Raw genomic sequence first — 23790 nt, forward strand, 5'->3', positions numbered from 1 at the left:
AAAAGCAGCGCTATAGCCCGCACGTGCCTGAGGATCCGTGTTCGATGAAGCTACCGCACTAAAAGCCTGCCGCGTATTGCCAGCATCAGCATCCCGAGCCAAAGCACCGCGATCAGTGCGGTGCCAAGAATCCACAGCGCCCAGCCGAGCTGCACGAGCTGAGAAACCGCGACCAGGTGCATTCCGGTGCCCGCCATAGCGCCCAGCCCGAAGGAGAATCCCCACAGGCTCATGGTGTACCCGGCTTTGAGAATCCACGGCACTAAGCGAAGCAGGAACAGCAGCTGAAGCACACCGTAACCCGTGAGCACTAGGAAAACCCAGTCCACGTGCCCGCCATTAGCTGCCAGATAGGCATTACCGCCCACAAACGGAGGGGCCAGCTGAACCCCTATAATGCCGCGTACTGCAGGATCCAACGCAGGTTCGGTGCGCAGGCGGCCTAGGATTGCGGCCTCCACGCTAAACCACGAGAGAAGACCCATACCGAAGAACAGCATCGCCCAGTCGCGGTGCCCCAACGCCCCTAACCCGGACGCGGAGGCAAAGTTCGCGGCCACCGTTGGTAGGTAGATGACCGGGGTTGTCGCCGCAACTGTATGCGTTCCACGCCAGAGTCCGGCGGTGCGGTACATCGAAAATGCCAGCTGCCCCAGCACACCGATAAGAATCAATGCATACCCGAGCGGTGCCGCATAGGGGTACGCGGATATCCCGACCTCAATGGTGGTGACCGGAACCAGCGACAGAAAGCAGCACATCACGAGGTCGCGAAGTTCGTTCTGGAGCGCATCGCGACGGGTTATAAGTTTGACGGCAAACGCCGCGATCAGCGCCAGCCAGGTTGCCGAGGCAAGCGCCAGTATACTCTCCCCCACCCAGGACGGTACCAGGTGTGCGGTGGCACCGTACCGCCACGACAACCCCAGCGCACTCGTTCCCAGCGCTACCGAAAAATAGCTCGTCGGAATAGGGAACGGTTTTGTGGTGGTGGGCGTACCCAAAGGTACGGGATGCGCGGCGGCAGCACTCATGTAATCCTCCCGGGTTATATGCACAGTATACGGCGGCGCTCGCCCCTTCGAGAGCGATGCGAAGATCGTGTGTCAGCGTTTTAACGCCACGAAACATAAGGGGAAAGAAGCTCCGTTTATTCCCGGCGGCTTCATCCAGAATAGATATGTCGGCAGAACCGCTGGGAAATACCATGGGAGCGGAAATATGGATCGGAAGCGTGTTCCTCTAAGCCTGCTTCAGGCTGGGTGGTTCTTCTACAAATCTTGTGGGATACGGTGCCAGAATAAAGAAAACCCGCCGCCTGTGCGTGCAATACGCATGGGCGACGGGTTCTTTCACGTCTGAGAAGCCCACAGGCTTCCTAGAATCCCAGCCTTAGGCTGCAGCCGAAACTACGGATGCGGGATCAACCGGAATACCGGGGCCGAAGGTGGTCGCAACGGTAGCCTTCGAGATGTAGCGCCCCTTAGCCGAGGAAGGCTTCAAACGGTTGATCTCTTCCAGAGCGGCGTTGAAGTTCTCTTCCAGCTGCTGAGCAGAGAAGGAAGCCTTGCCGATAATGAAGTGCAGGTTCGAGTTGCGATCAACGCGGAAGTCGATCTTACCGCCCTTGATGTCTGCAACAGCCTTCTCAACGTCCATGGTCACGGTGCCGGTCTTGGGGTTCGGCATGAGGTTACGGGGACCCAGAACCTTACCTAGGCGACCAACTTTGCCCATCATATCGGGGGTTGCAACTGCCGCATCGAAGTCGGTCCAGCCGCCAGCGATCTTAGCGATCAGTTCGTCCGACCCCACGAAGTCAGCGCCCGCTGCCTCAGCTGCGGCAGCCTTATCGCCAGCTGCGATAACAACCACGCGAGCGGTCTTACCGGTGCCATTGGGCAGGTTCACGGTGCCGCGAACCATCTGATCGGCTTTACGGGGGTCAACCGAGAGGCGCAGAGCCACCTCAACGGTTGCATCAGTTTTAGCGGAGGAAGTCTCCTTCGCCAAGGCTACTGCCTCAGCGGGGGTGTAAAGTTTACCCTCTTCAATCTTGGCTTCAGCCGCCTTGTACGCCTTGCTGCGCTTTGCCATCTGCTTATCTCCTTATGCAGTTGTGGTCTCGTGAGCCGCGCTCGACTCTGCCACATCCCACGTCCAAACGTGGGCATTTACAAGTTAAAATGCGGAAAACCGCGGTGCCGAAAACGGCTTAATTACTCGACGTTAATACCCATGGAACGAGCGGTACCGGCAACGATTTTAGTTGCGGCGTCTAGGTCGTTCGCGTTCAGGTCGGGCATCTTGGTCTCAGCAATTTCGCGTGCCTGAGCCTCGGTAATAGAACCAACCTTCGTGGTGTGGGGAACAGCCGAGCCCTTAGCAACGCCAGCAGCCTTCTTGATAAGCTCAGCAGCCGGAGGGGTCTTCGTGATAAAGGTGAAGGAACGATCCTCGTATACGGTAATTTCAACGGGGATCACGTTACCGCGCTGCGATTCGGTAGCAGCGTTGTATGCCTTGCAGAACTCCATGATGTTCACGCCGTGCGAGCCCAGTGCCGGGCCGACGGGCGGAGCCGGGTTAGCGGCGCCTGCCTGGATCTGCAGCTTAATAAGGCCGGTGACCTTCTTCTTGGGAGCCAATGTTAGGTCCTTTTCTTAGCTGGGAAACTGACGTACAGGAGCGTACGCCAGCAGACGGTGACCGTGGCGCGGTCACCCGTGCGGGCGCATGAAAGCGTGAGCATGCGCATACACAAACGAATATTCTAGCGTTAAAGCAGCTTTAAATCCACTGGATTTTCTTGTGACGAGCCTTTTAGCCGACGGCTCGTTCTCTAGGGTGCAGAGGCGAAGTGCGCACCTGACCTGGTTAGCTTGGAGTGCACGCAGGTTCAGGAAAACTCTTGGTTATCACAGAGCTCGAAGGTGTACCGTTTTTGCGGACAACGGTACACCTTCGTATCTATGAGCATGATGTTACGACTAAAGCACGGTGAGCATTGAAAATGGGGCTTCCACCACCGCTCACGATAACAGCTACCCGGGGTTATTTTTAATGTTCTGCAGTCGAGAAAGCATATCTGCACGTTGTTCTTCGGTCAAAGGAGCGGGAGCGTTTCCGCGCTGAGACTTGATGGTATTTACACGGTTAATCAGCTCTGGAATGCGTGGATAGTACACACCGGGGCATAACCTGCTGACAACATCCCGATGCCCGATGATATAGAGCGTATGCCCAATCTTGGTTTCAATATCTACGATAAGTTCGGCAAGGGTTGCAAAGTCATCGGAGTCGGCCTCAGGACGGTTCTCGACTCCGATTGAGGCAACGTTCATATTCCAGTTACCCGCATGAAGCGCTACATCCTCGTTTTCTGCGATCTGCGCTACGCGACCGCCCTCCGAAACATAGTGTGCGGAAACTTTATTGTTATTCTTACACAAAAAATTCACATTGCTATCAAAAGACAGTCCTTTTTTATCGTCCCACCAGTGAACAACAAGGAAGAAAATATCGTTGACCTGGCGGTAATTTTTATGACGATTCTCGGTTTTACGGTTCGTCAAAAGCTCATAACTCATCTATTTCTCCTTATCTCTGTCCGCTCACATGGCGAAGCGATTTTCAAGGCGGGAGTATTCTCTATGGCAGACACTACCCACCCTGCCAGTTCACCCTTCCAGATGCAAGGAATTTATCATGCTGATATGTAACGTTTATTCGGTGAGTATCCTAAATTTTTAGAGTTCTCTTAAACATATGAAAGGCTCTTTATATTGAATAAAGAGCCTTTCTCGTGGTGAAAAATGAAAGATTAGATCTTTTCGATCTGGTTGAATTCCAGGGTCACCGGGGTATCGCGCTCGAAGACCGAGATCAGGGTTACAACCTGCTGCGACTCCGGCTTGATCTCGGAGATAGTAGCATCCATACCCTCGAACGGGCCGGACTTCACGCGCACGTTCTCGCCCACCGTGTAATCGGATTCCACCACGGGCTGCGGGGTCGGCAGTCCCTTGCTCTGCTGGTCTTCCTCGAACACGGGCAGGAGCATGTCAAAAACTTCATCCATGCGCAACGGCACCGGGTTGTACGCATCCTGACCCACGAAACCGGTCACGCCGGGAGTGTGGCGCACCACGCCCCACGAGTGGTCGGTCAGATCCATACGCACCAGCACATAACCGGGCACACGCACGCGACGAATAGTCTTTTTGACCGTGTTCTTGTATTCGACGACGGTCTCCATTGGAACCTGAACTTCGAAAATTTCGTCCTCGGCCTCAAGGTTCTGGATGCGGGTCTCGATACCGGTCTTCACCTTGTTCTCGTAACCCGAGTAGGTGTGCACCACATACCAGTCACCAATCTGGCGGCGCAGCTTCGCTTTGAACTCTTCGAGAGGGCTTACAGTGCTCTCATCGGATGCGTTCTCGGCAGCGACGGGCGCATCGGCGGTTTCTGCCTCAACAGACTCGGTATCAACCGCAGCCTCGACTGACTCAGTCTCTTCAAGTTCGGGTACCTGTTCCTGCTCGGACACGTCGCTCCTACTTTCTTTACATCGTGAATCTAACCCCGCACCGGGGGCTCAATAAATGGTACGGGTATAAGCGCGGATGCGCCTTATGAAGACTATCGCCCGCCTTGATTAGGTGACAGAGTTCCGTTACCGAATACCCAGAAGGATCCCTGACCGAAAACCCAGTCAAGCCCCGAAATGAACAAAATCATGAAAACAACAAAGAAAAGAACGCCGAAGAAGTAAATGGCGAGTTCTTTGCGAGTGGGGGTGGTAACCTTTTTCAACTCCGAGATAACTTCGCGGAGGAAACGGAACATACGACCAAAGACGCCAGGTTGAACGTCATCAGAAATATCTGTATCTGTGGTCTTCACAGTGGCAGTTTTAGCCATTTTCGCTGCCCCTTTCTACGTCTAGTTGCGCATCCTATACGATGCCAGAACACTTCATCGAGGCACTAGCAGGGCGGACAGGACTCGAACCTGCAACCTGCGGTTTTGGAGACCGCTGCTCTACCAATTGAGCCACCGCCCTTCGAAGCATAAACTTCGTCGGTTGTGGATTACTCCACGTGTTTACATCCTCGAATGCCTCGTAGCCGTGGGCCCACGAGGAGGCAAACTAAAACACCCTCATGGGGTGCTGAAATAACTCTATCCTAAGCCTCGCGTCTTTGGCAACTTTCTACACAGTATTGGAGGCAATATTTTGTGCTTTTCGGGCTTCGCACTTAAAAAATCTTGCACATGCACTTTCTCCACCCCCTCAATGTTCTCTATGCTTATAAGAAGGGCTCGACGTGCCTCACACACGCACCGCCGAGTTTCACTTTAGGAGAGACACTTCACGATTCCGCCTGCCGCGTAGAGCCCTCTCGAAGGCTCACGGCGGAATAACTATGAAAGCGAGTACATTCACATATGGCGCGCATATCCAACCGTATCGGCGCAATCGCACCCTCAGCAACCCTTATCGTCGATTCCAAAGCTAAAGCACTCAAGGCAGCCGGACGTCCCGTAATTGGTTTCGGTGCCGGTGAACCCGATTTTCCTACCCCCGCACATATTGTTGATGCTGCCCGCGAAGCCCTCAATGATCCTAAAAACTTCCGCTACTCCCCCGCCTCGGGTCTGCCCGAACTCAAACAGGCTATCGCGGATAAAACCCTGCGCGATTCCGGCGTTAAGGTCGATCCTTCTCAGGTACTTATTACAAACGGTGGTAAGCAGGCGGTCTATGAAGCCTTCGCTACCGTGATTGATGACGGCGACGATGTTCTGCTCCCTGCCCCGTACTGGACAACCTACCCCGAGTGCATCCGTTTGGCGGGCGGCAACCCGATCGAGGTTTTTGCCGGAAGCGACCAGGACTATAAGGTCACCGTCGAACAGCTGGAGGCGGCATACACCCCAGCGACGAAAGCGCTCATCTTTGTCTCGCCCTCTAACCCCACCGGCGCGGTGTACACCGAGGAGGAAACTCGTGCGATCGGCCAGTGGGCGCTTGAAAAAGGCGTCTTTGTGCTGACCGATGAAATTTACGAACACCTGACCTACGACGGCATTGATTCCGTTTCTATACTCAAGGTTGTTCCCGAACTTGCCGATACCTGCGTTATTCTCAACGGCGTGGCGAAAACCTACGCTATGACCGGTTGGCGCGTGGGCTGGCTTATCGGGCCCGAAGATGTGGTTAAGGCGGCTTCTAACCTTCAGTCACACCTGACCTCGAACGTGAACAATATCGCGCAACGTGCGGCTCTAGAAGCTCTCACCGGATCGCAGAATGACGTTGAGGAAATGCATGCCGCATTCAACCGCCGCCGCACCAAAATTGTAGACGGACTAAACGCGATCGACGGGGTTCATTGCCCCAGCCCCAAGGGCGCCTTCTACGCCTACCCGGATGTGCGCGGGCTTCTTGGCAAAGAAATTGCGGGTAAACGCCCCCAGACTTCTGCCGAGCTCGCCGAGCTCATCCTCGAAGAGGCGGAGGTTGCGGTGGTTCCCGGTGAGGCTTTCGGTCCTAGCGGTTATCTGCGCCTTTCCTATGCGCTGAGCGACGACGACCTAGCGGAGGGCATTGCCCGCCTGCAGAAGCTGCTTGGTTCTGCACGCTAAGCTTAGCGTTTTCGCGGCTCTCGAAAGAGGCGGTTAAGCACTTCTGATCGCACCGCATCATCTCGTGTATGAGGCACCTGTTCTGACTTGTATGCAAAGTCCGGCGGGTGCCTCGCATATGCTTTGTGGGTTCGAGCTGAGGAGCTCAAGGCTTTTACTGAACGTTCTCTCATGATCGTGATTATTACCCGCGCTTTGGTTATGGAGCGAACAGAGAACCGGCTTTCTTACCTGATGTATTGCTTTTCTGGGTTACACCCCAGATACCACACACTCTCTCGGCAGCATTGAGCTACCACCGCACATATGGTTCTCTCGCGATAAGACGCTTTTCCACGCTTTGAGTATTTAGAACCTGAACTTTAATGCCGTTTCGTGGCAAAACACAAGTAATTCCACAGCTACCCACATAACCCAAACGCGGCTAAAATAGTATCTAAGAGGATGGTCTCCCGAGCTCGCGCATCCATTGCACGACGCTGGCGGAGACCATATTTTTACCCACGCGCAGAACACCCAACACGCGCAGACATAAGGAGCCATCATGAAAATCGGTCTGCTTACCTCCGGAGGCGACTGCCCCGGTCTCAACGCCGTTATCCGCGGCGCAGTTCTCAACGGTGTCAAGAAGTACGGCTACGAATTCGTCGGTTTTCGTGACGGGTGGCGTGGCGTAGTCGAAGGCGACTTCATGGACCTTCCGCGGCAGAAGGTACGCGGTTTGGCATCCCGCGGCGGCACTATTATCGGCACCTCGCGCACCAACCCCTTTGATGGACCTAACGGTGGACCCGAAAATATCGAAATTATGATGGAACGCCACGGGATTGACGCCATTATTGCTATCGGCGGTGAAGGCACTCTTGCCGGTGCTAAGCGTCTGGCGGATGCGGGTCTGCCCGTCATCGGTGTCCCCAAGACCATCGATAACGATCTGCGCGCCACCGACTACACTTTCGGTTTTGACACCGCTGTTTCTATTGCGACCGAGGCTATGGACCGCATTCGTACCACCGGCGAATCGCATCACCGCTGCATGGTCGCCGAAGTTATGGGCCGCCACGTAGGTTGGATCGCTCTGCACTCCGGCATGGCTGCAGGCGCACACGCTATTCTGATTCCCGAAGTCAAGGTTTCAATGGACGAGATCTGCCACTGGGTGAAAGAAGTGCACGATCGTGGCCGTTCCCCGCTTGTCGTGGTTGCCGAGGGCTTTATTCCCGAAGGCTTTGACGAAGTTCTAGCCAATAAGGGCACGGAAAAGGACGGTCGCCCCCGCCTGGGCGGTATCGGTGAATACCTCACCCAGGAGATTGAGGAACGCACCGGTATCGAAACCCGCAACACTATTCTGGGTCACATTCAGCGCGGCGGCGCACCCACCGGCTACGACCGCGTGCTGGCAACCCGTCTGGGTATGGGCGCCGTCGATATGGTGCACGAAAAGAAGTGGGGCATGATGGTCTCGGTTCAGGGCACCGAAATCAAGTACGTTCCCCTTGAGGAGGCTCTGGATGGTCTCAAGGCGGTACCTCGCGAGCGCTGGGACGAGGCTGCGGTTCTCTTCGGCCGCTAAGGGCTCGGCGGCAGTCCGCCTATCACAGGCAGAAAGCAACGGGTGCCCGGTCAGAGTATTTCTTGGCCGGGCACCCGCGTTTTCTATGCTCGCATGTTCGTTAGCGTTTGAGGAAGTCCTGCCCCGCAAGGGATTTGCGGGCGATTTCGCCGGCCTCGGGAGAGACGATGAGGGTCTGTGCTGCGGCATATTCGGTCGCAGTGGTTGAGGATTCATCGCTTGAAGCCTCACTGGTATCTACCGCACGCAGAGGTGCCGCAGGGTCCACGGCCCGCTTGATGACGGCGAGCGCTATGGGGCCCGCCTCATGGTGCAGCGCCACCGAGGTGATGCGCCCCACCGCACGGGGTTTGCCCTCTACGAAGAGTTCGCTGCCCGCTGCGGGCAGGGTGTGCTCAGAGCCGTCAAGGTCGAGAAAGACGAGGCGGCGCGGCGGGTGTCCCAGGTTGTGCACACGCGCGACGGTTTCTTGTCCCTTGTAGCATCCCTTCTCGAAGTGCACGGCGGTGCGGGTGTAGTCCAGCTCTTGCGGAATGGTTTTGTTGTCGATTTCGGTGCCTGCGCGCGGGCGCCAGGCTTCGATGCGCAGCGCCTCCGCCGCCCAGACGCCCGCCAGCTGAGCGCCTTCCGTGAGGGTGGTGAGCTTATCATGGGGAATAATACTCAGGTACCGTTCGTAGTCGGTGCCGGGATGCGCATCAGGCGTTGCGCTGTAATGGTAGCCTCCTTCGACGAGTGCCGTCCACGGGTCGCGCCAGATCAGCGCATCCTCAAAGCCCGGATGGATAGAGCCTTGTTCCCCGCGCGGGTTTCGGGCGGTCTCAATGACGGCATAGTCGCCGCTCATATTCTCAATATCGACGCGAAGCATGAATTTCATGCGGTTCAGGTAGTCGGTCAGCGGCTCCGCCTGTCCACCCTCGACGATAAGCCAGAGCGCCTGCCCGTCCTCGACGGCGGCGGGTGCATATTCGATACGTCCCTGCGGGGAGAGCAGCAGAAATTCGCGGCTGTCCCCCGGTTTCATCCCGGTCAAGACTTGGGATGCGAGGGAGGTGAGCCAGCTGGCGCGGTCGGGCCCTGCGACCCGCACGACGCCGAGGGAGGAACGGTCCACAACTACGGGTTCCCCCGTTGTGACTCCACGGTCGCGGGCTAGGGCGCGCTGTTCGGCCAGGGGGTTGCCGTAATGCGCCGCGATGCCCGCATCCGGGCCGTCTGCGGAGAAGGCACCGTGCACCTGCATGAGGGGGCTGAGTATAGGGGTGTATTCGGGCGCATCGGCGGCGGTATTCTCGGCGGTGCTCATGATGTTCCTCTCGTGCTGTCTTTATCGTGAGTGGCGGCCAGGCGGTCTGTAAAGCCCGCATACCGCAGCGGAACGGCGGACATGCGGGCTTTATTCTGCGTGGTATGGTCCTAGTTTTCGGCGGAGCCTTCTTCTGCGCCGTCGTCGAGGGAACCGAACATGCCTGTGCCCAGCGAGTCGCCGCTCATGGATGAGGTTTTACGCAGTTCCGCCGAGGCGTGCTTGTGCAGGTTGCCTTCCTGGTCGGCGATTTCCCAATCCCACATGAGGTTGCCGTTCACCAGCCCCCACAGGCGCACGGAGCCAGCGTAGTCGTGCGAGATTTCGTCGCGCAGCAGGTTGCCGGTCTGCATGCGCACGACCGGGCCCTTAATCATGCCTACGTAGTTTTCGCTGATGCCGCCGGGGTGCGCGATGGTGGCGATCAGGTTGAACCCGTCATCCTCGTTGCGCAGAGTTTCGACCGACTCCGCGTCGGCAAAAGCGGGGACGATATCTTTGGGTACCAGCCCAAAGCCGCCGTCGGCATCCGTGAGAGGACGGTCGATCTGCCAAAAACCGGTTTCGATGGTGATAGGACGCAGCTTTTGCCCGTTATCGTCGAGCAGGAAAGACTCGGCGCGGTATTCAAGGTACGGCAGGCCGTCTTGTGTGAAGTTAATAATCTGCCCGAAGGGGGTGTTCTCTTGTCCTTCGTACCACATGGTTCCGGTACCTTCCCAGGTACCCAGAAGCCATGCGAAGGGAACGAGCTCAGGGGTTAGGTTGGTTGGAATTTCAATTGCCATTCCCCTATTCTAGGGGTTTTCTGTGGCCAGCAGTTCAAAACGTGGGCTATTTCGCCATAGGCTGGGATGCACGAGAGCCGGGCATGCAAAAGCCCCCGGCACTGTCTGCGCACCCCGCCCGGGGTGCCTCAGCATTAACCGGGGGCACCGTGAGCCTTCCTCGGCTCAAAAAATTTTACGCTCTACTTCTGCCCTGCGAAGAGACCCTTAAGTACTGCGTATGCACCAACGGCGATGCATACCGAGATGAGAGCCATCAAACAGATGAAGAAGATCTCTAAGTACAAGATGTTGTCCATGCCTTAAAAATACCATAGATAGCTGAACTAAAGCACGGATCACGGCGCTCTCTCCTGGGTAAAAAATAACTTTAACGCGCACCGCTGCTGCTTGTTTTAGCGCCGTTGAAGGTACTGTGCCCGAAGAGCACACAAAGGCATGAGTAAAATAGTACAAAACCGTGCGAGTAAGGATTGCAGATTCAGGAGGGTGTATGTACCGCATTGCGTTACTGAGCGATGCGCCACGAGCGCAAGAACTCATTCCTGCCCTCAGCCTGCTCAGCCACCGTGTGATCGAGCTTCCCCTCGATTCGCCCCTGAGTACTATCGGCACGGAACACGATATTGTTATTCTGGATGCGCGCCAAAATCTGCTCAAAGCACGCAATACCGCCCAGCTTTTGAAGACCGCGGGGATCACCATCCCGCTCATGATTGTCCTGACCGAGGGCGGAATGGCGGCTGTTTCCGCCTCGTGGCAGGTGGACGATATTGTGCTGGACCAGGCTTCGCCCTCCGAAATGGATGCTCGCCTGCGCCTGTTGGTTACGGCACCCGAGCTCAAAGATACAGACGATCGCAGCCAGCAGATTATCCGCATCGGCAATCTGGTCATTGATGCACAAACCTATTCGGCGCATCTGAACGGAGCGGCACTCAACCTGACCTTCAAGGAATTTGAGCTTTTGAAGTTTGTGGCTCAGCATCCCGGGCGAGTTTTTTCGCGGGCGCAGCTACTCTCGGAGGTCTGGGGCTACGATTCGTACTATGGTGGTACGCGCACGGTCGATGTACACGTTCGCCGGCTGCGTTCAAAGCTCGGTTCTGAGCACGAACAAATGATTACCACGGTACGTAATGTGGGGTATTCATTCCACGCGCAGAATACCCATCATGATCCTTCTGCCGAAGACTAACGGCGCGGCGAAATACTTTTCTTTTTCTGGTGCTCCGAAGATTGCGCTTATTGCATCAAACCGGTTCAAACGCAGGCTTTCACCCGGTAAAGTTAAACAGTAGGCAATGTGAAAGAAGGCGAGAATGGCGGCATCACCCGAAAACTTCACCCTCGACTCTGGGCACTACGAAAATATGCCCCTCAATGCTGAGCTTCTAGAGCATTTCACGCAGTTCGCACGCGCCGTACAGAAGCACGACGGCACCCCGGCTTTCTCCGAACAAACTCTGGTAGAGCTCTCGAAAGCGGTACGCGGTGAGAGTCTGGTTCATCCGCAAGTTTTCGCATTCACTCCGGCCGCCGATAATTCCGAGTTACAGGCCGTGCTCGTTGCCGTTCCCTCCCCCGAATACTCTGACGAGCCCGGTGTACTTGAGGCAGCCGTTCACCCGCAGATGCGCGGGCAGGGGCTCGGTCCTGCCTTCTTCACTCGCGTTATTCAGGATTTAGGAAGCGAGGCCGCCAACTACAATCTCTGGGTACACGGAAGCGCAACCGACACCGGTATTGAGAGTCCCGCCAATGAGCTCGCCGAAGCCGCAGGTTTCACCCCGGTACGCGTGCTGTACAAAATGGTACTTCCGCTCGACGAACAAACCCGTGAGAATCTTGCCGAGCTCTCGGATGCGCGCACCCTGCCCGATTCGCTTGAGCTGCGCACCTTCACCCCCGCCGACGAAAACCCCTGGCTTCGCGTTAACGCGGAAGCCTTCGCCGAGCACCCCGAGCAAGGTCGCCTGACTCTCGCGGATTTACGCGAGCGCACCGGCAGCGACTGGTTCCGCCCGGAGGGGTTCTTTCTCATCTCCGAGCGGGAGGACCCGCATAATATTGCAGCATTTACGTGGACAAAAATTCCAACCGCTCAGACCGAGCCGGGGCAGCCGCTCGACGATCTGGTGCCTGCGGGTGAGATTTATGTGGTGGGGGTCAGTCCAAACGCCCAGGGCGGGGGTCTGGGACGCACCGTGACCCTGCGTGCCCTAGCGTATTTGGCGCTTGCATCCGACGAAAACGGCGAGCCTCTGCACGCAATCGAACTGTATGTGGACGCCGATAATGCCCCTGCGTTGAAGCTCTACGAGTCGTTAGGATTCGCAGTTGCGACCGTGGATCGCATGTACGCCCCCGAACGCGGCTCCGGCAAGAGTTCGTCTAACGGTGTGGATGCGGGCGTGCTCTCCGCTGTTACCACGGCGGTTATCTCGACCGGCAGCATCTAGCGTTTATTCGGGGTGGGACGCGGGTTCTTTACCGGCTCACGCCCATACCGAACGTTCTTTCTGCGTTGTGCTCGATGACGAGCGGCGCATCGTAAACTTAGTCCCTCAACATAGTAAGGAATAGCCTGTGGCACCCCACCCGCATACCAAAAAGAATACCGAACCGGCACCGATGACCGGGTTGATTCACATCGGAAACGATATCTCGAAGATTGAGCGTGCCGATACCCGTGCCGACCGCATTGAGGCGGGAGAAAAACTCGATCTACCCAATATCGAAGGCGATTTTGGGGCCGAGCGTTTTCTCGACCGTGAAAGCAGCTGGCTCGATTTTAATTCCCGGGTGCTGGAGCTTGCCGAAGACCCTGATTTATACCTGTTGGAGCGCCTGAATTTTCTTTCTATCGTGGCCTCGAACCTTGACGAGTTCTTTATGGTGCGCGTGGCGGGGCTCAAACGCCGCATCGCTACCGGACTGGCGGTACCTTCCGCCGCAGGGTTGAGTCCTGACGAACAGATGGAGGCGATCTCGACCGCCGCTCACAGCCTGCAGAAGCGCCACGCCCAGGTATTCCATGAGCAGATACTCCCGGAACTAGAAAAACAGAACATTCATATTGTGGGCTGGGATGACTTGGATGCAGACGCTAAAACCCGTTTGCGCCAAGAATTCCTGCGCGATATTTTCCCGATTCTCACCCCGCTCGCGGTAGATCCGGCGCACCCCTTCCCCTATATTTCGGGGCTTTCGCTGAACCTTGCGGTGCTGGTGCGTAACCCGCAGACCGGCAAGGAACTTTTCGCGCGTGTGAAGGTGCCCGATCAGCTTGACCGCATGATTTCGGTGGATGGTCCCCGCGCCGTCAACACGACCGGCAAGGAATCCCGCTATATTCCATTAGAGGTCATTATTGCCGAGCACCTTGACACGCTCTTCCCCGGCATGGAGGTTGTTGAGCACCATGTCTTCCGCGTAACCCGTAACGAAGATCTTGAGGTTGAAGAGGACGATGCCGAGAACCTGCTGCAGGCCCTCGAAAAGGAGCTGCTGCGCCGACGTTTCGGTCCGCCCGTGCGTCTTGAGGTTGAAGATACGATCAACCCCACGATCCTCGACCTGCTTATTTCTGAGCTCAATATCGACGACTCCGAAGTATACAAGCTCCCTGCGCCACTGGATTTGCGCGGTATGGGCGCGATCGTGCGCGCCAACCGTCCCGCCCTGCACTACCCCAAGCATATTGCGCATACCTCCCGCTGGCTCAACGCCGCCGAAACCGCCAAAGAAGCGGATGTGTTTGCCGCAACCCGCGATCACGATGTGCTTCTGCACCACCCCTACGATTCCTTCGCCACCAGTGTGCAGGCGTTTCTTGCGCAAGCGGCGGCCGACCCGAAGGTACAGGCTATCAAGCAGACCCTCTACCGTACCAGCGGCGACTCCCCCATTGTCGATGCGCTGATCGAAGCCGCTGAGGCAGGCAAACAGGTTGTCGCACTCGTTGAGATTAAAGCGCGGTTTGACGAGGAAGCTAATATCTCCTGGGCGCGCAAACTCGAACGCGCGGGCGTGCACGTGGTCTACGGTCTGGTCGGACTGAAAACCCACTGCAAGCTCTCCTTGGTAGTGCGCCGCGAAGGCAACCAGCTGCGCCGTTACGCGCACATCGGCACTGGCAACTACCACCCTTCCACCGCACGGTTCTACGAAGACCTCGGCATTATCACCTGTGACGAGCAGATTTGTGAGGACGTCTCGCGCCTGTTCAACCAGCTCTCCGGGTACGCACCGAAAACCACTTACAAATCGCTACTCGTCGCCCCGCGTTCGCTGCGCAGCGGACTCATCGAGTGCATCAACCGCGAAATTGAGAATCATAAGGCGGGTAAGGAGGCGCGCATCCAGATCAAGTGCAACTCCATGGTGGACGAGGCGATTATCGACTCTCTCTACCGCGCCTCTCAGGCCGGAGTTCCCGTCGATGTGGTCGTGCGCGGTATTTGCGCCCTGCGCCCCGGTGTGCCCGGACTCAGCGAGAATATCCGGGTGCGTTCGGTACTTGGGCGCTTCCTGGAGCACTCGCGCGTCTTCGCGTTTGAGAATGCGGGCGAGCCCATCGTCTATATCGGGTCTGCCGATATGATGCACCGCAACCTCGACCGCCGGATTGAGGCGCTCGTAAGGGTCAAAGACCCTCGCCATATCAAGTACCTGCTCGACATGTTCACGGTCTACATGAGCGATGAATCCCGCACCTGGCACCTCTCGGGTGACGGCACGTGGAAGCGTTTCGATACCGATGCCGACGGCAACCCGCTGCGCGATGTGCAGTCCTATTACCTGCGCTCGCGCTCCCGGAAGAACCACGACAAGATTTAGCGGTTTTCCCTTTCCGTAACTTCTGTATACAGGTGGCTTTCAGACCGAAAAGTAGCACTATGCGAATTTTCGGTCTGAAAGCCACACTATATGCCCATAATTGCGCTCCACAGGGCGCCAAGCCACGTAACATTCGGATTTTTACTACGAAGGTGAACACAAGGTTACGGGACGGTGACGCCTCTGAAGATTTTTCCCCTAGAATGGGAGTACACCGCATCATCACTACCAGCTCATAGAGGATCCCGTGACCACCGAATCAACGTACTATTCCGCCCACGTATACGATAATTCACTCGCCATCACCCGCACCCGCGAAAACACAGCGCCTGTCGTTGCCGCAGGTGCCCTCGTCTGGCGCTTGCACGGGGAAAAACTTGAGGTGCTCATGATTCACCGGCCCCGCTATAACGACTGGTCTTGGCCCAAAGGCAAACAGGATGCGGGCGAATCACTCGTTGAAACCGCCATTCGTGAGGTAGGCGAAGAAGTCACCCTCAGAATAACCCTCGGCGTGCCGCTGGCGGTCACCAACTATATGGTCTCGGGGCGCCCCAAGGATGTGTTCTACTGGGCCGCGCAGCTGCCCGTGGGGGAGCATCCCCGCGCTGACGAAGGCGAAGTTGACGAAATCCGCTGGGTAACCCCCAAAGAAGCACGCAAGCTCTTGAGCAACAGCACCGACCACGAACCTTTGGATGCGCTCGTTGCTCACCATAAAGCCGGTACTCTGCACACTCGCCCGGTCGTCATTATGCGGCATGCCAAGGCAAAACCGCGGTCTAACTGGACTGCTGCCGACGACGAGCGTCCGCTCGCGGGAACCGGTAAACGCCAGGCGCTTGCGCATAGCCGCCTGTTGGAGGCATACTCCCCCACCCGTTTGCTTTCATCTCCGTGGCTGCGGTGCATGCAGACCGTGGCGCCCTATGCGAATGACCATGCGATCGCAATCAAAGAGAAGAAGTCCCTCTCGGAGAGCGGCGCGGCAGGGCATCCTAAACGCACGGCAAAAGTGACCGAATCGCTGTTCGTGAAGGAAGTTCCTTCGCTGCTGTGCACGCACCGCCCCGTTTTTCCGCTGGTTTTTAAAGCTCTCAAAGGGCACCTCATGAAGGGCTCGGCGAAAATTCTTCCCACCGAAGATCCCTATATGGAGCCAGGGGATGCGGTAGTCCTGCAGGTCTCAACCGCCGAGCACGGTGGTATCATCTCGGTTGAGACCATCCGCCCGGTTATTGATTAGTGCCAGAACTTTCGCGGTCCATGCGCATGGAAGTGCGAGAGTTTTGAGCCCCTCGAAAGTTTTCGAGGGGCTCAAAGTATTCCAGATGACTAGACAGGCTCATGCAACGCCTCAGGCTCCTACAGGATGTGCTCATATCGGGGGTTCACATCTGGTAACATAAGTTGAGCTTCAACCTTTCACTTAGGTTCAGCATAGTTTCCAGCCACGCATCACGGAAGATACATAAACTATGGGCGAATACGACAACATGCACGTTCTAGAACGTGATGTTGAGTTCGATTTTAATCATGCCGATATTCTGCTCAGTATATTCAGGTATTTAAAAAGAAAGTTAGAAATACAGCTTCCGGAACGGCAGCGGTATATTGGCATAGCCCAACGTGAGTTTAAAGGACATTTCGCACGAGTTTTTGATCAGAACTGTAAATATTCCATCTCTGAATGTAAAAACCTGATTACAGCCTTAGGCGATGCCGCTGCCGACCTACAGAAATATACTGATGCCGCACACCAAGAAAATGAGAATCGTAAAAAATTCCGTGAGGCTATGGCACATTGGGAGGAAGAAAAGAAGAAGATTAGAGATAACATTGAAAATGATAATCGCAATACATTTATAAGTTTTCAGAAAGATCCCGCTGCCTATTACCCTCCCCGACCACAGCCTAATCTAGATAGCGAAGGTCCCAAGTTCGACGAACGCGCCCCGATTATTAAATCCCGTAATACAGGCAGAAATGCAGAGGTTATCGGGCGCAACCGTACGCATCGCGCCGAGAAGAGGGCTCGGGATGCCGCCCAGGATGCTACCGAGACTACATCGGCTATTCCCGGCAACATCGTGAAATTTGCACAGAAGAACTCCACATTAGATCAAAGAATTGCCGAGCTTTACTCCAATATCACGAAAAGCTACAGTTCCTTTGTTGAGCATACGTCATGGGGTTTTTTTGATGCCGCAAGCCTTTTTAACTCGCTAGCAAAATGGGTTGATGCTAACCAATCTGATGTTCGTTGGATTCTCACTGTTGCGGAAGCTTTCGCGACAGCTGGTTCTCAAGGAATGTTAGGTCCTATTTATTCTGAAGCAGATTTTTTGGATTATCCGCAGTACCTTAATACGGGGTATATCCGGAATTATCTGAAGGAACAGAAAATTTCTACGGATCGTCCGAGTATTGATGTTTCTCGTGCGACAATAACCGGCGCTGTATACTCAGCGGGATATGCGCTTGATCCCGTAAATGTTGCCACAGGGAATTTCATTGAGCATGAGTGTGATCTCTCCTTCGAGCATGCTCCTGCGGCATCGCTCATCAAACTTGAGCGTATGTACAATAGCGTTGCCATTACCTATCCCGAAGAAGCTCCTTCGGGCATCTTTGGTCTCGGTTGGTCTTCTACGCTTGATACTCAACTTACGTTGAGTAACACGGGCGCTGTATGGCACACGCCTGATGGTCGGACTCTTGCATTCCCTCGTATGGGCGACGGTTTTGGTCGTGTTCCTTCCGAATCGTATTGGCTTAGCAAAACTGTCCCCGGCGACGAGCTTTACAGCTATGTATCCACAGCGACAACGAAGGCAATCAAGACGGCAAGGAATGCTGGGCGCAAGGTCAGCGCACCTACTACACCCGCATATTATTGGGTTGTTTACAATTCCAAGCATGTTCGATACTTCTACGACCCTTCTGGCGCCTGGACAGGCGTCATGGAGGGGCATTATGCAACCTTAACGCTGCCTCTTTACTCATCGGATTCCGCAACGGGTGCGTTAGAGCTAACTGACATCATTCACCCGGCCTCAGGTCGAGGTCTTCAGATACGCTACGGCAGCTCACCCCGTGATAACCGTATTCGCCCTGAAGCTGCCAGCACCTATTTCATAGATCATGATGTGCAGATACTTGATACCGTCACCTACATTTATGACGATGATGATCTGCTAGCAGCGGTTAACCGTCCCGACGGTATTCGTCGTTACACCCATAACGCTAAGCGCCTGATTGAAGAAGTCTGGGACGTGAACGGCCACCGTGAAGTCACTAATACCTATGACGGCCAAGGACGTGTGGTCCACCAGCTGACAGAACATTCCCGTGAAGTGTCTTTCGTCTATGCTCCAGGCATTATGACGATTGTTGCTGATGCGATAACCGGCGACAGCTCTAATATTTGGCGCTCGGATGAACGCGGACGTCTCAGTTCCATGACGGCTGCTGATGGCAGCCGCCAAGTCATGCGCTACGATAAGTTCGGCAACCGCATCAGCGTTACTGAACGCGATGGTTCTACGATAAGCCGTTCCTATGACTCTCACAGCCGTTTAGCGAAACAGCTTACCCCCGAGGGTGCACTGTCTAAGTACACCTGGGACGAACATAACCGCCTGCTCACGACCTCTGTATGTGATTTTCGTGATCGGCTCAACCCCGGTGATCCCGTGGTAGTGTCATATACCTACGAATCAACAGGCGCAAACCCAAACCCCATCACTATGACTGATGGGAACGGACATACTACAGAATACAGCTGGGATGAGTACGGCAACCTTCTGAGCGTTACTGACCCCACCGGTGTACATACCACATACACCTATAACGCACGTCAGGAACTGATCAGCATAACAAACGGTGTTGGCGATAAAGTCCATCTAGAGTACGACAAACACGGTCGAATAGTGCAGGTTAGGGATGCTCTAGGTCACGTAACCTCTACTCATTGGAACTCCGCCGGGCAACTCGCCTCGGTTACGGATGCTGCCGGTTCACGCTGGTCTCTCACGTACCCTGAACTTGCTCCCGAAGAACTGGATATTCCTGCTTTTGTTCGCCAAAACCTCACTTCAAGCGACACTCACCGTGTACACAATACATCGCGCCCTATGGGTCAGCTGCCCGTTTCTTTGATAGATCCTTACGGTCATGTCACGCACTTTGAGTACAATAACGGCAACCAGCTCACCGCTGTCACGGATCCACTGGGTCGTACCAACCGCGCAGTATTTGATGCCTGGGGCAACATGGTCAAGACTATTAATGCCCTCGGTGCCGTAACCAACTATGAATACGATGGCTTGTCACAACTTATTGCGGTGACAGATCCTCTGGGTGCCCGGAGTGAGTTTGACTACGATCTGGCTGGCGAAATCAGCCAGATTACGGATGCTACCGGTGTTGTTACGCACCGCGCTGTAGACCGTAGAACGGGCAAAGAAACTACGTCCTCCGGCGGAATACTCGGATCTTCATTCCGTCACGTCGATTATCTGGGACGGGTGATTATTGAGGGCGAGAACAATACCCAAAATTTTGCCTCTTCGCAGCCGGTTAGACGTGCATCTCAAATCTCAAAGTCACCGAGTGAATCCCCTAGAAGCAGCGAAACTGTTACCGAGTTTACAACCTATGACGCCGCAGGCAACCCTGTTGAAACTCTTGATGCTCAGGGCGGGCTCACCCGCCGCACCTACGATGCGGCAAACCGGCTGATACGCGAGGTATCTGCGGCGGGACGTACCCAAACATTCGACTATGATCAAGCCGGGCGTCTGCGGCGTATAGGCGTGGGGCTAAGCGTGCCCGAGCAGAAGCCGACGGTGGGCGAGAACGTGGAGTGGGAAGAGCCTACCGCTTGGGCGTACACAACGCTAACCTACGACGCCGCATCTCGAATTATTGCCCGAACCTATCCTGACGGCACAACTGAACATACGACGTGCGATGCCCTTGGCCGCATTGTACGGGTGCAGCATGGATCTCGCGTGGCAACGTATGCATACGACCGGTGCTCACGCCTGATCCGCATGAGTGATAACAGCGCTGGTAACCGCAGATTCATCTATGATGCAGCCGGTCAGTTAGTGACTGCTGTAGATGCCTTAGGGTATCGCACCCATTTCGAGTATGACGCTGCTGGGCAGATGGTGCGCACCCTGGATGCGACCGGTCAGGTCACCACGTATATTTATGACGCCGCAGGTCAGCTTATCCGCACCGTTAAGGGCGCGGGTTCTACGGCAGAGATAACATCTACGTACACCTACGATGCCGCAGGTCGTCTGCTGTCTGAGAATAATGGTGAGCGGACCCGTGCATACTCCTACGACTATCAGGGTGGCGGTCTGCTCGCGTCTTTGAGCGTCAATGGTGTGTGCGCGGCGGAGTATTCGTACTCCCCCGGAGCATCATCTATTGGTCATCGGACCGTGACGGTGCGTGACTATGCCTCTGCTTCTGCACTCAGGGACCGCGATTCTTCCGCCTTTGCGGGTGTCGAAAAGCCGTACCTTGAGCATCGTTTTGTCTATGATTCCTACGACCGTCTGATTTCTCGCAGCCGTTCAGGATTCCTAAGATTGGACGAGCAAAGCAACGCTCATGCAGACGACGATATGTACGAGCGTCTTCACGCTTTGAATACCTTTATCAAAACCGGCGCATATACACTAACGTACTCGTATGATGCCGATGGTTATCTGATCACGTCAGTAACCCCTTACGCAAAATCTACACGTACCGTAGATGGCGCCGGTCGAACGGTAGCTGTAACAACACATGCCACGGGACAGCCCGCTCACGACGTTATCTCTTCAGTATTCTCCTACGATCCTCTGGGACGTCTCACACGGATTCGGGTGGGAGATATTGTGTCTTCTTGGACGCACGAGCGCGCTACCGGGCTAATCTCAGACTATGTGCGGGAACAGGTACTCACCGACGTCCGAGGGTTTGAAGAATCAAAGGTTCTTGAACGCACACAAGTAATCCGTGACCATAACGGCCGCGTGATTGGGTTAGATTCAACGGGATCTGATACTTCACCGGATGGCCTTGTGCTGTACTCCTATGACGATGCCGGGCAGCTTGTGGGCGCCCGTTCAGCATCCCACGTGTGGGAGTGGGAGTACACAGCCGGAGTCATGATGCGCGAGCGCGTCTTTGCTCTCGATAGTTCTAACGGGTCTGAACGCACGGCTGCAGGTTCTCGTGTTCTGGAGGGTGAGCGTATCTTCACCCATAACGAAGCGAACCAGTTAGTCACCGTTGAGGCTCGCGCATACGCAGGTGCACGAGGCGACGCTGGGGAGCTTGCCGCTCATACCATCACGGAATACGCCTACAATCTGGCAGGCGAACGTAGTGGTGAAGTCACGACCGATAAGCTCACCGGCACCTCATACTCTCGCGAATATAGCTGGGGTGCCTACGGCGGTCTGACATCGGTAACAGACTCTGTTTCCTCACGTGCAGGTATTTCACGCACTTCACTGATTTCTGACGCGGTGGGTGAGGTATCCGCTGTTTCTGATGGTGAGGGCATTATGGTGCCTCTCATGTGGGATGCCAGGTCGGATATTCCGCATCTTCTGGGTGCTGGGGCAACGAGCGCGCCCAGCTCTGACGGCGGCTTTTCGCAGGCGGGTATACCCGGCGGAGTGACACCTTGGCATACCCTCAACGTCCCCGGGTTGACCGGCAGCACCCTCGATTCGGCATTAGGTAGCACACCCGGACTGCCGACAGACTGGGGCGTGCCCTCTACAAGCGCTACCCCGGTTCCCGGGCTGCCCACCGGTTTCGAGTTCACGGGTGCAGGGTCGCTACGCGTAGCCGGTCTAGATATGCTAGGCGCTCGCGTCTATGACAGCCCTTCACGTCGTTTCCTCTCAACAGACCCGAAGGCCGCAATAGCTGGTTCATCCTGGTTTGCTGACGTTTACGCATATGCAGGCAATAATCCGCTGGAGTATGTGGACCCTCGGGGTGAGCGCCCCATGACGGTTGCAGATTACCGTAAGTATCAGAGCCAAGAAGGCGAACGTTTCATGCAGCAGAGTCTGCGCCTTCTGGCTCTTGTAGGTGTTATTGGTTCCCTGTTCATAGCGCCGACAAGTATCCTCTTGGCCGGCGGTGTTGGTTTTATTTCTGGTGCCGCCAACGGTGCCGCTGATGGCATGGATTTCCACACCCCCGACGGCAATATCGACTGGGATAAAGTGCAGGCTTACGCCCTTCAGGAAGGCGGGAAAGAAGCACTCACAGCCGCACTCATAGGGATGCTCTTCAAAGCCGGGCCGCCCGTGGCACGCGCCACCGGCAACCAGGCGATGAAAGTCCCCGTTATCTCCAGAACGGTTGATCGGGTTAAGACGTCCCCTGTTGTCATTAAAACCCAAAACACCGTTAATGCTGTCAAAACCCGCATCAACGGAATCCAAGACCGCATTGCCACATGGACGCGCACCAGCCTGCTGGGCATCGAGCACGTAGTGCCCAAAGTGCACCCCACGCCGCACAATAGCCCACATCAGATAGACATACCCAACGGGCCCAAACCTACCCATACCGGATCTCTCGATCACAGGACATCAGGAGCAGTAGACGAACCCAATGTGCAGCTGAAACCTGTGGAGGAACCGAAGGTTGAGAACCTGCCTCCGGCAAAAGGTGTGGCGGGTGATTCTCCAGCATTAAAGGAACCTGCTACAGATGGTAAACATGCATCTTGGGTGGAGCATCCTCCGGGTTCTAAGCTGCAAAATGGTGATCAGACGGCCACATATCTCGCTGGTGATGACTTCAAAAAGACTCTTGTGAAGAATACTAAGGACAGCTCTCGGTATGTACCTGCTGAAGAGCCTGGAACGTACAACGTGTACGGGTTCGCAGAAGCAGATAAAGCAAGAAGAGAATATTATAAGAAGCTCAACGGCAAAGATTCCCCAGCTGATCTGTCTAAAGGTGAACCTAAGTTTGCCCTGTGGCATCCTGAAGTTAGTGAGCCTAATCTAGATACAGCGATGACTGGTTTTAGGAATGTTACCCGACATGGTAATACGGTTGAGGCTCAGGTTGGTTCCCATAAATTTATGGTGACTAATCTAGATGAGTACACCGGAACAATTCCTGATGATGTAGTTCCTACGGCTAAGTCACTTTACGAGACGGGAGAGGTACATTGGACTAGTCGAGATTATAAGCCTGAAGGTTTTGGAAATAAACCGAACCCTCTGCCCTTTAATAATAAGGAAGCTCGCATCCTTCCCACACATTCCAATGATGGAAATAAAATAGCCTACACGGAATATAAAGTCAGAAGGCTATTTCGAACTCAAAATCAAGTAAACGACGTTGGTATAGAGCGTCTGGTTATTGGTTCTGATGGGAGTATGTATTACACTCCTGATCATTACAAAACCTTTGTACGAATTTTCTAAAGGAGACTACTATGATTTATGAAAACGAACATGAAGATGAGTTCATTGTTCCTGTATTCACTTACGAGAGCGGGTACTGGGAGAAAATCATGAAGCCTCGCTTACAGCAGCAGGGATGGTATATCGCTGAAGTAGACTGTGCGAATGTAG

15 protein-coding genes and 1 tRNA gene are annotated in these 23790 nt (G+C 55.1%); 7 read left to right on the top strand and 9 right to left on the bottom strand.

From position 1 onward, the window contains the following. Window positions 1–50: 50 nt before the first annotated feature. From tehA to HMPREF3164_RS04225, 7 genes are all read right to left on the bottom strand, one after another. Entirely contained in the window at window positions 51–1034 is a 984-nt protein-coding gene (tehA, locus tag HMPREF3164_RS04195) for a dicarboxylate transporter/tellurite-resistance protein TehA (RefSeq protein ID WP_070449078.1), read from the bottom strand. A gap of 358 nt (window positions 1035–1392) precedes the next feature. After that, entirely contained in the window at window positions 1393–2097 is a 705-nt protein-coding gene (rplA, locus tag HMPREF3164_RS04200; RefSeq protein WP_070449081.1) for a 50S ribosomal protein L1, read from the bottom strand. Between the two features lie 122 nt (window positions 2098–2219). Continuing rightward, window positions 2220–2648, bottom strand: coding sequence for a 50S ribosomal protein L11 (gene rplK, locus HMPREF3164_RS04205; protein ID WP_070449083.1), 429 nt, complete (start codon window positions 2646–2648; stop codon window positions 2220–2222). A gap of 396 nt (window positions 2649–3044) precedes the next feature. Then, the gene (locus tag HMPREF3164_RS04210; protein ID WP_004005334.1) at window positions 3045–3590 is read right to left on the bottom strand and encodes a peptidoglycan recognition protein family protein; all 546 of its coding nucleotides are present in this window, start codon (window positions 3588–3590) and stop codon (window positions 3045–3047) included. 233 nt (window positions 3591–3823) lie between these two features. Beyond that, window positions 3824–4552 (bottom strand): transcription termination/antitermination protein NusG, encoded by a 729-nt coding sequence (nusG, locus tag HMPREF3164_RS04215; RefSeq protein WP_070449086.1) that lies wholly within the window; start codon window positions 4550–4552, stop codon window positions 3824–3826. 92 nt (window positions 4553–4644) lie between these two features. Then, entirely contained in the window at window positions 4645–4926 is a 282-nt protein-coding gene (gene secE / locus HMPREF3164_RS04220) for a preprotein translocase subunit SecE (protein WP_004005336.1), read from the bottom strand. 69 nt (window positions 4927–4995) lie between these two features. Continuing rightward, window positions 4996–5068: transfer RNA gene (locus HMPREF3164_RS04225), tRNA-Trp, on the bottom strand. A 386-nt stretch (window positions 5069–5454) separates the two neighbouring features. Here HMPREF3164_RS04225 and HMPREF3164_RS04230 point away from each other — a divergent pair. Together HMPREF3164_RS04230 and HMPREF3164_RS04235 are read left to right on the top strand one after the other, a co-directional pair. Continuing rightward, on the top strand, window positions 5455–6654 hold the full coding sequence (locus tag HMPREF3164_RS04230; protein WP_070449088.1) for a pyridoxal phosphate-dependent aminotransferase: 1200 nt from the start codon (window positions 5455–5457) through the stop codon (window positions 6652–6654). 544 nt (window positions 6655–7198) lie between these two features. Then, window positions 7199–8230, top strand: a complete 1032-nt coding sequence (locus HMPREF3164_RS04235) for a 6-phosphofructokinase (protein ID WP_004005338.1) — start codon at window positions 7199–7201, stop codon at window positions 8228–8230. Window positions 8231–8330: 100 nt separating this feature from the next. Here the strand turns inward: HMPREF3164_RS04235 and HMPREF3164_RS04240 are convergent, their stop codons facing one another. Next, complete coding sequence (locus HMPREF3164_RS04240; protein ID WP_070449091.1) at window positions 8331–9539, bottom strand: CAF17-like 4Fe-4S cluster assembly/insertion protein YgfZ; 1209 nt, start codon at window positions 9537–9539, stop codon at window positions 8331–8333. A 110-nt stretch (window positions 9540–9649) separates the two neighbouring features. Beyond that, a complete protein-coding gene (locus tag HMPREF3164_RS04245) occupies window positions 9650–10327 on the bottom strand; it encodes a heme-binding beta-barrel domain-containing protein (RefSeq protein WP_004005340.1) in 678 nt (225 codons plus the stop codon). A 493-nt stretch (window positions 10328–10820) separates the two neighbouring features. On the opposite strand from HMPREF3164_RS04245, the gene HMPREF3164_RS04250 reads away from it, so the two are divergent. The 5 genes from HMPREF3164_RS04250 (at window position 10821) to HMPREF3164_RS04270 (ending at window position 23640) form a co-directional block, all read left to right on the top strand. Beyond that, window positions 10821–11525, top strand: coding sequence for a winged helix-turn-helix transcriptional regulator (locus tag HMPREF3164_RS04250; RefSeq protein ID WP_004005341.1), 705 nt, complete (start codon window positions 10821–10823; stop codon window positions 11523–11525). Between the two features lie 124 nt (window positions 11526–11649). Continuing rightward, entirely contained in the window at window positions 11650–12789 is a 1140-nt protein-coding gene (gene mshD, locus HMPREF3164_RS04255; protein ID WP_070449093.1) for a mycothiol synthase, read from the top strand. A gap of 127 nt (window positions 12790–12916) precedes the next feature. Next, window positions 12917–15169, top strand: coding sequence for an RNA degradosome polyphosphate kinase (locus HMPREF3164_RS04260; protein ID WP_070449095.1), 2253 nt, complete (start codon window positions 12917–12919; stop codon window positions 15167–15169). 247 nt (window positions 15170–15416) lie between these two features. Then, window positions 15417–16415 carry an NUDIX hydrolase gene (locus HMPREF3164_RS04265; protein ID WP_070449097.1) on the top strand — a complete coding sequence of 333 codons (999 nt, stop codon included), beginning with the start codon at window positions 15417–15419 and terminating at the stop codon, window positions 16413–16415. A gap of 232 nt (window positions 16416–16647) precedes the next feature. Further along, entirely contained in the window at window positions 16648–23640 is a 6993-nt protein-coding gene (locus HMPREF3164_RS04270) for a DUF6531 domain-containing protein (protein ID WP_070449099.1), read from the top strand. Window positions 23641–23790 lie beyond the last annotated feature (150 nt).

Source organism: Rothia sp. HMSC08A08, from assembly GCF_001808385.1.
Classification (GTDB): Bacteria; Actinomycetota; Actinomycetes; order Actinomycetales; family Micrococcaceae; genus Rothia; species Rothia dentocariosa.